The following is a 12992-nucleotide window of genomic DNA, read 5'->3' as shown; positions in this document are numbered from 1 at the left end:
CAGACAGTTAGATTGTGATGGAGGTTGATCGGATGGATTTGGTGTTACAATTGGTAATTATTCTAGTATGTACGAAGCTGGCGGGGGACTTAACTGTGAAGCTGGGCCAGCCTGCCGTGTTGGGAAAATTAATCATTGGTATTATTATTGGGCCTGCACTTCTAGGCTGGATTCAGAACGGGGATTTGATCAAAGAGCTGGCACAGATTGGCGTACTCTTATTGATGTTCATTGCGGGACTTGAGACAGATTTGGTTCAATTGCGTAAAAATTGGAAGTCTGCCTTCGCTGTAGCACTCGGTGGAATTATTTTACCGTTTATCGGAGGGTATAGTGCAAGTTTGTTCTTTGGACTTAGCAATAATTATTCCTTATTTATGGGGTTATTGCTCTGTGCGACTTCGGTGAGTATTTCTGTACAGACATTGAAAGATATGAATCAATTGAGTACACGTGAAGGGACGACCATTCTCGGCGCGGCCGTTGTTGACGATGTCTTGGTTGTGATATTGCTTGCATTTATGATGAGTTTGCTCGGCGGTGGTGCCGACGTAAGCCTTGGCATGGTTATCGGGAAAAAAGTTCTGTTCTTCGCCGGTGCTGCTGTGCTTGGTATCTTTGCTGTACCTTGGATTATGAAAATATTCGCGCCGCTTCGCGTAACGGAAGCGCTCATCAGTGGCGCATTGATTATATGCTTTGGCTTCTCTTATTTGGCGGAATGGCTTGGTGTTGCTGGAATCATCGGTGCATTTGCTGCGGGGATCGCGATCTCACAAACCCCATATAAGCACGATGTCGAACATCGTTTAGAGCCGATTGCATATGCGATTTTTGTCCCTATTTTCTTCGTCAGTGTTGGGCTGGATGTCAACTTTAATGGTGTCGGCAGTCAACTTTGGTTCATTATCGTCTTTACCATTGTTGCGATTATTACCAAATTGATTGGTTCGGGACTTGGGGCGCGTCTTACAGGATTTGATCTCCGCTCATCGATCGGGATCGGTTCGGGGATGGTCTCGCGCGGTGAAGTGGCGCTCATCATTGCGACGACCGGATTGTCATCAGGCTTACTGGCGCAAGAGTATTTTACACCGCTTGTTATTGTTGTGATTCTGACGACATTGGTAACGCCGCCGATGCTTAAATTGTCGTTCCAGTCGAAGTCGAAATAGAGTTCAGATTGGTACGGTATCCATAAGGTCTAAATATTAAAGTTCTCTTCCTCATCAACATTTGTTATAATGAAGTGGATACATATGTTCGCTTCATTGGATGAGGGAGAGATTTTTTTTGCGTATTTTGGGAATTGACCCGGGGATTGCGATCGTCGGTTTTGGCTTTATTGATAAAGAGGGGAGTAAGCTAACCCCTGTTCAGTATGGATGTATTCAGACAGAGGCGCATACACCTACGGAGGAGCGTCTGCTGCAGGTCTATGAAGCAACATTGCAGTTGATTGATAAATATAAACCAGATGCGATGGCACTGGAGAGGTTGTTCTTCAATCGGAACGTTACGACGGCCTTTACTGTAGGGCAGGCAAGAGGGGTTCAGATTCTTGCTGCTGTGCAGCGCGGGATTCCTGTAGCAGAGTACACACCGCTGCAGGTGAAACAAGCTGTGGTCGGATATGGAAAGGCAGAGAAGAAGCAGGTGCAGGAGATGGTTCGCATGTTCCTCAAGTTGAAGGCCATTCCGAAGCCGGATGATGTGGCGGATGCGCTTGCGGTCGCTGTATGCCACGCCCATTCTAGTACATTAAATAATAAAATAGCCGAGGTATTGCGAAATGATTGATTATTTACATGGCAAAGTTGCTCATTTAGAGACAGAATATATTGTGCTGGATGTACAAGGTGTAGGATATCGGGTGTTCTGCCCGAATCCGTATTTTTTTGCGAAGAGTGATCAATCGGTGACAGTCTATATTCACCATCATGTGCGCGAAGATGCCATTCTATTGTTCGGGTTCAGTTCACGCGAAGAACAGAAGCTCTTCCGTCGTCTGCTGGACGTGTCTGGTATTGGACCGAAGGTAGCCTTAGGCGTGCTCGCTGGTGGACGCCCGGAGACGCTCGTGGCAGCGATTCAGCAAGAGAATTTAGCGTTCCTTACGAAGCTGCCGGGTATTGGCAAGAAGACGGCGCAACGGATGGTGCTGGATTTGAAGGACAAGCTGGATCATATCGGACTTGGGCTGGATGTATCGGCAGGCGGTCTTTTGATGGGAACAGCGACCGATACAGCACTTGGCGGCGGCGCATGGCCAGAAGCCAAAGAAGCGCTTAAAGCACTCGGTTACACCGAAGCGGAGCTGGATCGTGTATGGCATACAATGAAGGACAATGCGAGCGACAAGGACGGCGTAGATACGCTCATGAAACGAGCGCTTCAATTGTTGTTCAAGGGTTAATTCGACGTGATATGCAACGTTTCGGATATTGCTGACGTCAGAATAATTAGTGATCGAGGGGAGCGAAAGGAACTGTAATGGATGATCGAATCATATCGGCGAATTTAATGATGGAAGATCAAGCGGTGGAGCTGAGCCTTCGCCCTCGTTATTTATCCGAATATATCGGACAGAACCAAGTGAAAGAGAATTTGAAAGTATTCATTGAAGCCGCGAAGATGCGTAAGGAAGCGCTGGATCATGTGCTGCTGTACGGGCCACCTGGTCTTGGCAAGACGACATTGTCGAACATTATTGCCAATGAGCTGGGCGTCAATCTACGCACAACTTCAGGTCCAGCAATTGAACGTCCTGGCGATCTGGCAGCGCTACTAACGAATCTGCAGGAGAATGACGTGTTGTTCATCGATGAAATCCATCGCCTGCATCGTACGGTCGAAGAAGTCCTCTATCCTGCGATGGAGGATTTCGCGCTTGATATTATGATTGGTAAAGGACCTAGCGCTCGATCCGTACGGTTAGATCTTCCGCCATTCACGCTGATCGGTGCGACGACGCGTGCGGGACTCTTGTCTGCGCCTTTGCGAGACCGCTTCGGTGTTGTAAGCCGTCTAGAGTTCTACACGGTGGATGAATTAACATTTATTGTGTCGCGCGCTTCCGATATTCTTGGTGTTCAAATTGTGGGCAATGCGGCGGAAGAAATCGCGCTTCGATCCCGTGGGACACCGCGGATTGCGAATCGTCTGCTGAAGCGGGTGCGGGATTTCGCGCAAGTGCGTGGGGACGGTATTATTACAGCGACGATCGCGAATGAAGCCTTACGGATGATTCAAGTGGATGAAGCGGGACTCGATCAAATCGACCATAAGATGTTGACGGCGATGATTCGTCACTTCAGAGGAGGCCCAGTAGGGCTTGATACGATTGCAGCGACCATTGGGGAAGAGAGTCAGACGATTGAAGATGTCTACGAACCTTATCTGCTGCAAATCGGGTTCTTGCAACGCTCACCGCGCGGTCGAATGGTTACCGAATTAGGATACAGACATCTTGGCATTCCTATACCTACAGATCACAACAAGTAAATCGCTGAGGAGGAACTCATGTACTTACTAGGGAGAGGTAGAGCACGTTCTTTCATGGGAAAAGTAGGCTTAGCGGCCATACTCACACTATCTGTTGCTACAACACCAATGATGATGAATTCGATATCTGCAAAGGAAGCTACAGCATCGGAGCAAGCGGATCAGATCCGTGTCGTCATCTTTGCCGATCTAGGCAGTCAGTACAAAGCTATTCAATCAACGGTGACACTCACGTCAACAAGTGGATTTCAGATCGGCGTTCAAGGGGATCCTTGGCTTAATGCGAGTGCGAATCAATCGGTGAAATTCGGCCTAGATGCGTATGCCGTGAAGGTACTCGAGACGACGGACACACGGGAAGTAAACGGCGTAGTGAATCGACTGCAAGCGATGAAGGAAGCCCCTTCCGTCATGATGGTGCGCCGCCAAGGCGTGGCAACTTATCAAATCGTTCTCGGGGATTATGTCAGTGCTGCTGAAGCGAGCAAGGTTCGTGACCGTGTGACAACTGATGCGAGCTTGGCTGCTTACTATAAGAAAGATAAGCCCGTCATTACGGGAAATCTGCATCTCGGAGCAGGAAGTTATGGGTCGGAACAACAAGCTGCTGCCGTTCAGCAGAAAATACTCGACGCAGGGATGGATGCTTATATCGCCATCACGAAGACCGGAGGAGGCTTGCAGTTCGCGGTATGGGTCGGACAAGCTGCGGATCAAGCCGAATTGAATGCCCTTCGTAATCAAGCAGCACAAAAGCTGCCAGGCATGTCTCTTCAACCTGTAGATGCTTCGCAAATGGGGCTGCTTGCTCAAGATAACGTAACCGTTGGTTATGCCAATGGCAGCGAGCCAATACCCCAATATTCGATGAGTGGATCTGCAGGAGCGAAATTGTGGATTAACGGCTCGTCTTCGGGAATCAAATTATCGGAACGGAGTAATCGGACGTATCGAGGGAGCTTCGAGATTAGCGCCTATAATAATCGACTAGCTCTTGTGAATGAATTACCGCTGGAGCAGTATCTATATTCCGTCGTCGCGATGGAAGTCTCGCCCTCCTGGCCGGCGGAATCGCTTAAGGCACAGGCCGTAGCGGCTCGTACGTATGCACTCTTCCAAGGCAACAAATTCAAGATTGGCCAAGTAGTCGATACAACCCTGAGTCAAGCCTATTATGGCATGGACAAGGAGCATCCGAATACGAATGCGGCTGTCGAGGCGACGTCAGGGATCGTTATGAAGATTGGCGGCAAACTGATCGAGCCAGTCTATTCCTCGAATAGCGGTGGGAAGACAGCAGATAGCTCCGAAATTTGGGGCAATAAAACTTCCTATCTCGTGAGTGTCGACAGTCCTGATGATGTCGCTGAAAAGGGATTGCCTTATTGGTATCGTGTGATGCTAAGTGATAACACGACAGGTTATGTACGAGAAGACCTCGTGAAGGATTCCGGAAGGAAGACAGATGCAGGCTTACCGATTTATACGATTACAACCGATGGGACGAATCTTCGAGATATCCCGCTTATTCAAGCCGATGTGAAACCGGTGGCAATCGTAAATATCGGTACGGAAGTCGTGATCTTGGACAAAACGATTCAATCGAATACGATGCATTGGATTCGAGGTCCATACACGTCGGACGAATTAGTCAAAGCCATGTCGGGTAAATCAAAGACCCCCGTTGGAAGTTCGATTGCACGGCTTGAAGTATCAGGACGTGGTCCATCTGATCGTGTGACCGAGATCAAGGTCAATGGACAAGTATTCGATGTCAAGAATCCGGACACGCTTCGCAGTGCATTGAATGGCTTGCCAAGTACCCGATTTGATATTGAAGAAACGGGCAGTTATACTATATTAGGTGCGAACGGGGCAACCCGGACCTTGGCAAGCAGCAATGGCAAGGTTCAAGCCGTAACGAGCAAAGGCAATGCTGCGCTGAATCCAGGATCGAACCTCATTATGGGTGGGCATGGACAAGTTCATGTGATCACAGGAGAAGCATTGTACCGGTTCATCGGTACTGGAAATGGACATGGGGTTGGCATGTCTCAATGGGGCGCGAAAGGCCTCGCAGATCAAGGGTATGATTACCAATCGATATTGCAATACTATTATAAAGATATTAATTTGGTTAAGGAATGAAATAGCGATCATGAATGTGGACTTATATGATTTTCATTTACCAGAGCATTTGATAGCTCAGACACCGCTCTTGGATCGCACAGGATCTAAGCTGCTTACTGTACATAAAGAAACAGGCCATATTGAACATCATGTTTTTTCAGAGCTCATCGATTATTTGGAGCCAGGGGATACCTTGGTTTTAAATGATACACGTGTCATCCCTGCACGAATCTTCGGGGAGAAGCTAGATACAGGTGCGAAGATGGAAGTGCTCCTACTCAAGAACCTTGGAGATGACCGCTGGGAAGGGCTAGTCAAGCCGGCGAAACGGGCTAAGATTGGTACCGTCATTCAGTTCAGCGATGAGTTATCAGCAACCGTTGAGACTGAGGGCGAGATGGGCGCGCGCGTGATGCGTTTTCATTACAACGGCATCTTTAATGAAATATTGGATCGATTGGGTCAAATGCCATTGCCGCCATATATTAAAGAGCAGTTGGATGACCGTGAGCGTTATCAGACAGTATATGCGAAGCACGAGGGTTCTGCGGCAGCGCCAACAGCAGGTTTGCATTTTACCGAGGAGCTGCTGGGGCGAATTGAGGCCAAAGGAATTCAGATCGCTTATATTACCCTCCATGTCGGTCTAGGAACTTTCCGTCCGATGTCTGCGGAGCGGGTCGAAGATCATGTTATGCATGAGGAATTCTATTCGATTAGCCCGGAGACGGCTGCGCTTATACAAGCTGCGCGAGATCGTGGGGGACGCATCGTTGCTGTAGGAACAACGTCAGCACGAACATTAGAGACGATTGGTACACGATTTGGTGATCAGCCAATTGAAGCTTGCAGCGGGTGGACGTCGATCTTTATTTACCCAGGATATACGTTCAAACTCGTGAATGCGCTCATAACGAATTTTCATTTACCCAAATCTACGCTTGTCATGCTCGTGAGTGCATTAGCAGGACGAGAAACGATATTAAGAGCATACCAAGAAGCCATTGAACATGAATACCGGTTCTTTAGCTTTGGTGATGCAATGTTTATCTACTAGACGGTACAGAGGAAGCGATAAAATGGCAGCTATTACTTACGAACATATTAAGACTTGTAAACAATCAGGCGCACGTCTCGGCCGTGTACACACGCCTCACGGGGTCATTGAGACACCAACCTTCATGCCTGTAGGTACGCAGGCTTCCGTGAAGACGATGAGCCCTGAAGAACTGAAGCAAATGGATGCTCACATTATTCTGAGCAACACGTATCACCTATTCTTACGTCCAGGTCACGACATCGTTCGTGAAGCAGGCGGTCTGCATAAGTTTATGAATTGGGATCGTCCGATTCTCACAGACAGCGGCGGATTTCAAGTGTTCAGCTTGGCAGAAATGCGGAAGATTACCGAAGAAGGCGTGCATTTCCGTTCCCACTTGAGCGGTGATAAGCTGTTCTTATCACCGGAAGTTGCCATGGAGATTCAGAATGCACTGGGTTCGGATATTATGATGGCATTCGATGAATGTGCTCCATTCCCGGCGGAACATTCCTACGTGAAGAATTCCTTAGAGCGCACGACACGTTGGGCGGAGCGTTGCCTGAAGAGTCATGCACGTCCGCATGATCAAGGGTTGTTCGCTATTGTGCAGGGTGGTATGTTCGAGGATCTGCGCAGACAGAGCGCGGCTGATTTGACTTCGATGGATTTCCCGGGTTATGCTATTGGTGGATTGAGCGTCGGAGAACCGAAGCATTTGATGTATGAAGTGCTCGATTATACGACACCTCTACTCCCTGTGAACAAACCACGTTATTTGATGGGGGTTGGATCACCGGATGCGCTGATCGAAGGTTCCATTCGCGGTGTCGATATGTTCGACTGCGTGCTGCCGACTCGGATTGCACGGAATGGAACGACGATGACAAGCCAAGGTCGACTTGTCGTACGTAATGCGAAGTTTGCTCGCGATTTTGGTCCGCTTGACCCGAATTGTGATTGCTATACGTGTAAGAATTACTCACGTGCTTACTTGAGACATCTGATCAAGGCAGATGAAACATTTGGTCTACGTTTGACAACGTATCATAATCTTCATTTCCTTATCAATTTGATGCGGAATGTGAGACAAGCGATAAGAGATGATCGGTTACTTGATTTCAGAGATGAATTCTTTGAACAATACGGCATGCATGAGAATGAAAGCGGGTTCTAAGAATCCGCTTGTACATAAGATTGATAGTCTTTGAAAGGGGGGATAACGATGCAATATTTAGATTATGTAGCAGCAGATCCAGCAGCAGCTGGCGGCGGTAGCATTTGGGGAATGATTTTACCATTCGTATTGATGTTCGCTGTGTTCTATTTCTTATTGATTCGTCCACAGCAGAAGAAACAAAAGACGCGTAATTCGATGCTTAGCGCAGTGAAAAAAGGCGATAAAATCGTAACAATCGGCGGTCTGCACGGAACAATTCATGAAATTACGGAAGATGTTGTTGTTCTACTTGTGAATGACGCGACGAAGCTTACTTTCGATCGCAGCGCGATTAGTACAATCACTAAAACTTCCGACGCATCCTAGTACATAGGTATGACACCAAAAGAGCTCTCTTCTTAGGAAGAGAGCTCTTTTTCGCATATATTCACATTTCCGCTCCAATCGATCGACTGTTACTGTCCCACATCTCGATTTGGTACACGGAGCCTTGCTGGAGACTGCACAGTACCTCGATGCGCGAACCAATATCCGATGGATGAAGCTGTTACGGCGAGTACTACTCCCCCGAGCATATCCGTCAACCAGTGAATTCCTAGATAGAAAATAGAGAATACAATGATGGCTGCGCTTGCTGTGGTGAAGATGGCCCATCGTCTGTTCCCCGAACGAATCGCCAGAATGGCAAGTGTCACGGAGATCGACGTATGCAGGCTTGGGAAACAATTGTTGAGTCCTGATAATGCTCTGTACTGTTCTTCGAATTTCGGATAGACATCCAGCATTAAGAATTGTACCTGTGCTGGCGCATAGGACCAGACTTCATTGACAGGGAAGAAGAGATAGAAAGGAATGGCGATGACATAGTTGATAATGACCGCGTAGATTGTAGCATAGACCATTTCATCTTTTTTCTCCGCTGTATAGATAGCCAAGGAAGAGAGCAGCAATGTTTGGAAGATAACGACATAAAAAAAGCCGACAACCGTCGTAATCCAGTTATTTGCGAAAAAATGTTGAACCGTTTGAACGAAATTCCCTTCAAGCTGGTGAATCATCGGTGTGAAATCCCATGTCAGATTCATGGCATTTTCGATCTGCAATTCGACATTATTGAGTAGTAGAATCGCAATGAGTGCTATGATATGAAATAAATATTTACGAGAACTGAAAAGCTGACGGACGAAAATTCCGGCAATCTTGATCGGATTCTTCATGGCTCCGAACCATATAAGCAGAATAAAAGCTGCAGCAGTCAGCAAGCTTACCATCTGCATGGAATGAAATAAAACCAACGTACTTTGCCTCCCTATTAAACTGCGATTGTGATACCTGCAACATTATATCACATATCTACCAGGAAGAAACATTACGATCTTTTCATATTAACACCTAGCATGCCGCCGATGGCTGCGATAGAGAATGCAGCGACAAGCATCACAAGGACGGAGACATTGAATCCAGCATCGTAGGCAAGGAAACTAATAAGCATGACAATGAGACAGTAGAGAATGCCGAGCAGCCCGCCATAGTACCAGCCGCGTTTCTCCGAACGGCGTCCAGATGTCATACCACCGATGAAGAGGGCAAAGCCATGGAGAATATAGCTGTATTTCGGGAGATTCTCTTCCTGCATACCGCTTAGCCAGAGCAGCATGGATAGAGCAAGTGCTCCTAACGTCATCCAGATAAAAGCATACGTTAATCCCGAAAGAATCGGACTAGAAATATGGAATTTCGAGACACGGTTAATCGGATTCATGCGTAAATCCCTCCTCTATTTTTGTTAAAGCTTAAAAAGTGTTCAAAAAGTCGACTTATTAGCACCGAGAAGGTTGGATGAAACTGAAGAAGGAGGAGCGGAGTTTAGGCAAAACCTAAATGAGCACCGGAGTTCGAAGTTGAATGCAAGATTCGATGTCGAATCCGCTTCTCGATTGCACATCGTGATCATAAGATGACTTTTTGAACTTCCTCTATTACCAACAGTGTATGGTCAGGCTGTATAAATTAGTACAAGGATGCAATCCATTTCCATTTATTTAAACTGGCGATCGGAGTATGAGTCGAGCCAGCGGCGGTCAGAATACCAGATACATGAAGCCAGGGTAATCACAACAATTCACCTAGGAGGTATAGGGCGGAATGGAAAATCTGACCGTTATTTTTCGTACAGTGCTCGTATACTTCATTGTATTTCTGGTGCTGCGTCTGATGGGAAAACGCGAAATCGGTAAGCTATCGGTATTCGATCTGGTGATCTCCATTATGATTGCCGAGAGTGCCGTTTTCGTCTTGGATGATGTGAAGCGTCCGCTATGGGACGGGATTTTGCCGATTCTGACGTTATTGGTGATTCAAGTGAGCATCGCCTACATTTCACTCAAGAATCGGACGGTTCGTCTTCTCTTCGACGGCCGGCCGAGCATGATTGTGAACAATGGGAAGCTCGATGCGGATGAAATGCGTAGACAGCGCTATACACTTGATGATCTGATGCAGCAGCTAAGGGATCAGCAGGTGGAGAATTTAAATGATGTGCAATTCGCGATGCTGGAGACGACAGGGAAGCTAAGTGTTATTTTGAAGAAAGAGCAAGAGTCATCAGACGACGATAATTCATCCAATCCGACTGATTCTCATAAACATACGAACGCGATTCCTCATGCGGATCAAATCAAGTATGCGTCACTTCCGCTGCCTTTGATTATGGATGGGAAAGTGCAGGATGAGAACCTAGAGAAAATTGAGAAGACGCGGTTCTGGCTCAAAAATAAAATTCAAGAAAAAGGCGTTCAAGATTTCAAAGAGGTGTTCTTCTGCACGATTGACCATAAAGGACAACTATTCATTGATACAAGGCAGAAGGGGTAGATAATCAATCAGGAGGCGCGGTTCTGAAAAAATTTGCCGATAATCGGGATCCGAATGATATCATGTCGGTCCACTAATTTGACGAGGAACATCATGACCAAATAAATGATAAGGCCGGCAGTACAAGCGATCAGCATGCGAGCCCAGTTATCCAGACTCAAGCTAGGCTGCCGGAAAATAAATTGAACGACTGCGCCCATAATGATCATCGATGCACCGACTTTGATCAGATCTAACCACGACATCCGGAAGTGAAGGACACGGATAACGCTCTGAAGATGCAGGATCGTGACGACGAGAATATTCACCATGATGGCAATAAGAGCACCATAGATGCCTAAATCCGGATTGGAAGCGAGCTGGACGATCAGGATCAATTTAATCGCCGCACCAATGAATGTATTGAGCAGGGCCTTACCAGGTTCATTCAAAGCTTGGAGCGCAGCTTGTAAAGGTGCCTGAATGTAAATGAACAGCGCGACAGGTGCCATCCATTTGAGCATGTTCGCGACTTCGCCGTTATTATAGAGCAAGAGGCACAGTGGTTCTGCTAGGACGAACATAATGATCGCGAAAGGAGCCCCGGAGACCAGCGCGAGTCGAATGGCCTGATGAAGTCGTTTGTGGATCGTCTTTGAATCCTTCCGTGCAGCTGCCTCGGATAGCGAAGGAACGAGAGATACGGCCAGCGAGTAAGTTAGTGCGCCAGGCAGCATGATGATCGGGATGATCATCCCTTGCAGTGCTCCGTATTGAGCCGTTGCGATACCGGTGGCGACGCCTGCAATGGCAAGGCTCTGCATCGTTAAGATGGATTCAAAAAGATACGATAGCGATCCGACGAGTCGACCTGCGGTGACGGGGATTGAGATACCCATAATACGTTTCAGAACGCCGGTATGTTTATCTGTGACTGCATCTGTTTGAGGTGCATTCGACGTATCGTTTTGGAAGGATTTAGCTGCTGATCTTTTGTTCATCCAATAGTGCCAGAACAAAGTGAAAAATCCGCAGAATTCACCGGCCACGACACCTAACATAGCACCTGCCGCTGCGTACTCGATACCCATTGGCAGGAATAGATAAGACAGAGTGAGCATCGCAACGATACGGACCAACGTCTCGATAATCCCAGAAGCTGCGGTAGGAATCATATTTTGTTTGCCTTGGAAATAGCCACGGAAGACAGACGAGACCGCAATTACCGGAATCATCGGCGCCATACTGAGGAAGGTGAGATAGACGCGAGAATCCGTGAGCACATGTGTCGTAATCCAAGGGGCAAATAGAATACATAACAAAGTGAATAGCAAACTGATCCCAATGGTGAAAATGAGGGATACGGTCAGGATCTTACGAACCTTTGTATTATCTTCTTGCGAATCGGCTTCGGCAACGAGTTTGGCAATCGCAAGTGGAATGCCTCCCGTAATGATGGTTACAATGACGATGAGGAATGGGTAGCTTAACTGATACAGGCCGACGCCCTCAGCTCCAATGACACGTGGTAGCGTAATGCGAGGGATAAACCCGAGTATTCGATTAATAATACCGGCAGCGAGTAAGATCATGGTTCCTTTAATAAAAGATTGCTTGCGCAATAGGGATCCCTCTTCCTTCTTCATTTTTATGCGCATGAGTCAAGCTCCAGGCTGTCCATTCATATCTATGCATGAAAGATGCTTGACATGCAGAGGGTGATCGAACTATATTTTTCACGAGGACCGATCGTGGGCAGGATAACCCTGATGAAGGATCGAATACTACATCACAAGGGTTGATTGGACAAGCTTGTTCCCGAAAGGTTAGGAGGGACGCATCAATGAGCAATGATTGGGAATCAGACCAAAATTTAGATGAGGTATTTGCACAGCTATGCCAGAGCAAGGCCGAGGAGTTTCATTTAATTGGATATGAACATGTCACGGCAGAAGAAATCTGGGAATGTGTGAGTAATAAATATGTTAAGAAAGGCATGCCACAGCTCCATCAAGTGGTAAATGATATTCTATCGTTAAAAGCGACAAGCTTTATGAATTATATGACGATGGCGGCATTTAAGGGCTCTCCTTTTGGATAAAAGGAGGGCTTTTCTCAACGCGAGGCAAGTGCAGTTTGATGAAGTGCTGGTACTGTTGCATAACTTTACTATTGGAGATAAAAACTACCTCTAAACGCGGTCGCACAGCCCTGTGAATTGACTTCGATAAAGGTTTTTCTTACATTATAAGGAAATGAAAAGGCTTCGATACGAGTTTGGCAAAT

At 47.0% G+C, this 12992-nt stretch carries 13 protein-coding genes; 10 read left to right on the top strand and 3 right to left on the bottom strand.

Translation table 11 applies throughout. From position 1 onward, the window contains the following. Positions 1–32: 32 nt before the first annotated feature. The 8 genes from AC3WU2_RS09895 to yajC all read left to right on the top strand — a co-directional run bounded on the left by AC3WU2_RS09895 (position 33) and on the right by yajC (position 8219). On the top strand, positions 33–1175 hold the full coding sequence (locus AC3WU2_RS09895; protein ID WP_492453662.1) for a cation:proton antiporter: 1143 nt from the start codon (positions 33–35) through the stop codon (positions 1173–1175). A 118-nt stretch (positions 1176–1293) separates the two neighbouring features. Beyond that, positions 1294–1800, top strand: coding sequence for a crossover junction endodeoxyribonuclease RuvC (gene ruvC, locus AC3WU2_RS09890; RefSeq protein ID WP_379345744.1), 507 nt, complete (start codon positions 1294–1296; stop codon positions 1798–1800). Next, positions 1793–2416 (top strand): Holliday junction branch migration protein RuvA, encoded by a 624-nt coding sequence (gene ruvA, locus AC3WU2_RS09885; RefSeq protein ID WP_314587155.1) that lies wholly within the window; start codon positions 1793–1795, stop codon positions 2414–2416. Before ruvC ends, ruvA begins: the two co-directional genes overlap by 8 nt. A 77-nt stretch (positions 2417–2493) precedes the next feature. Beyond that, positions 2494–3504 (top strand): Holliday junction branch migration DNA helicase RuvB, encoded by a 1011-nt coding sequence (gene ruvB / locus AC3WU2_RS09880; protein WP_492453659.1) that lies wholly within the window; start codon positions 2494–2496, stop codon positions 3502–3504. Positions 3505–3522: 18 nt separating this feature from the next. Next, on the top strand, positions 3523–5652 hold the full coding sequence (locus AC3WU2_RS09875) for a SpoIID/LytB domain-containing protein (RefSeq protein WP_492453657.1): 2130 nt from the start codon (positions 3523–3525) through the stop codon (positions 5650–5652). Positions 5653–5662: 10 nt separating this feature from the next. Beyond that, positions 5663–6691, top strand: coding sequence for a tRNA preQ1(34) S-adenosylmethionine ribosyltransferase-isomerase QueA (gene queA, locus AC3WU2_RS09870; RefSeq protein WP_492453655.1), 1029 nt, complete (start codon positions 5663–5665; stop codon positions 6689–6691). A 22-nt stretch (positions 6692–6713) separates the two neighbouring features. Next, complete coding sequence (gene tgt, locus AC3WU2_RS09865; RefSeq protein WP_379345751.1) at positions 6714–7850, top strand: tRNA guanosine(34) transglycosylase Tgt; 1137 nt, start codon at positions 6714–6716, stop codon at positions 7848–7850. A gap of 48 nt (positions 7851–7898) precedes the next feature. Then, positions 7899–8219, top strand: coding sequence for a preprotein translocase subunit YajC (yajC, locus tag AC3WU2_RS09860; RefSeq protein WP_492453653.1), 321 nt, complete (start codon positions 7899–7901; stop codon positions 8217–8219). Between the two features lie 89 nt (positions 8220–8308). Here the strand turns inward: yajC and AC3WU2_RS09855 are convergent, their stop codons facing one another. Further along, positions 8309–9148, bottom strand: a complete 840-nt coding sequence (locus tag AC3WU2_RS09855; RefSeq protein ID WP_018757059.1) for a phosphatase PAP2 family protein — start codon at positions 9146–9148, stop codon at positions 8309–8311. 74 nt (positions 9149–9222) lie between these two features. Beyond that, positions 9223–9615, bottom strand: a complete 393-nt coding sequence (locus AC3WU2_RS09850; RefSeq protein WP_018757060.1) for a TIGR04086 family membrane protein — start codon at positions 9613–9615, stop codon at positions 9223–9225. A gap of 383 nt (positions 9616–9998) precedes the next feature. Here AC3WU2_RS09850 and AC3WU2_RS09845 point away from each other — a divergent pair, with 383 nt between their 5' ends. Then, positions 9999–10727: a DUF421 domain-containing protein gene (locus AC3WU2_RS09845; protein ID WP_492453650.1), complete on the top strand. Its 729-nt coding sequence runs from the start codon at positions 9999–10001 to the stop codon at positions 10725–10727. Positions 10728–10735: 8 nt separating this feature from the next. On the opposite strand, the gene spoVB is transcribed toward AC3WU2_RS09845, so the two are convergent. Beyond that, entirely contained in the window at positions 10736–12364 is a 1629-nt protein-coding gene (gene spoVB / locus AC3WU2_RS09840; protein ID WP_492453648.1) for a stage V sporulation protein B, read from the bottom strand. Positions 12365–12549: 185 nt separating this feature from the next. Here spoVB and AC3WU2_RS09835 point away from each other — a divergent pair, with 185 nt between their 5' ends. After that, a complete protein-coding gene (locus AC3WU2_RS09835; RefSeq protein ID WP_018757063.1) occupies positions 12550–12807 on the top strand; it encodes a post-transcriptional regulator in 258 nt (85 codons plus the stop codon). The last annotated feature ends 185 nt before the right edge of the window (positions 12808–12992 follow it).

Source organism: Paenibacillus sp. EB106-05-06-XG162 (assembly GCF_058791655.1).
Note: the sequence above shows the minus strand (reverse complement) of the source record. Positions and strands in the feature narration are given on the sequence as shown.

What these genes read in the sequence shown, in the direction of transcription:
- AC3WU2_RS09875 (WP_492453657.1), top strand. Translation starts at nt 3,523, where the DNA reads ATGTACTTACTAGGGAGAGGTAGAGCACGTTCTTTCATGGGAAAAGTA.
- spoVB (WP_492453648.1), bottom strand. Translation starts at nt 12,364, where the DNA reads ATGCGCATAAAAATGAAGAAGGAAGAGGGATCCCTATTGCGCAAGCAA.
- AC3WU2_RS09850 (WP_018757060.1), bottom strand. Translation starts at nt 9,615, where the DNA reads ATGAATCCGATTAACCGTGTCTCGAAATTCCATATTTCTAGTCCGATT.
- AC3WU2_RS09845 (WP_492453650.1), top strand. Translation starts at nt 9,999, where the DNA reads ATGGAAAATCTGACCGTTATTTTTCGTACAGTGCTCGTATACTTCATT.
- AC3WU2_RS09895 (WP_492453662.1), top strand. Translation starts at nt 33, where the DNA reads ATGGATTTGGTGTTACAATTGGTAATTATTCTAGTATGTACGAAGCTG.
- ruvB (WP_492453659.1), top strand. Translation starts at nt 2,494, where the DNA reads ATGGATGATCGAATCATATCGGCGAATTTAATGATGGAAGATCAAGCG.
- tgt (WP_379345751.1), top strand. Translation starts at nt 6,714, where the DNA reads ATGGCAGCTATTACTTACGAACATATTAAGACTTGTAAACAATCAGGC.
- queA (WP_492453655.1), top strand. Translation starts at nt 5,663, where the DNA reads ATGAATGTGGACTTATATGATTTTCATTTACCAGAGCATTTGATAGCT.
- yajC (WP_492453653.1), top strand. Translation starts at nt 7,899, where the DNA reads ATGCAATATTTAGATTATGTAGCAGCAGATCCAGCAGCAGCTGGCGGC.
- AC3WU2_RS09835 (WP_018757063.1), top strand. Translation starts at nt 12,550, where the DNA reads ATGAGCAATGATTGGGAATCAGACCAAAATTTAGATGAGGTATTTGCA.
- ruvA (WP_314587155.1), top strand. Translation starts at nt 1,793, where the DNA reads ATGATTGATTATTTACATGGCAAAGTTGCTCATTTAGAGACAGAATAT.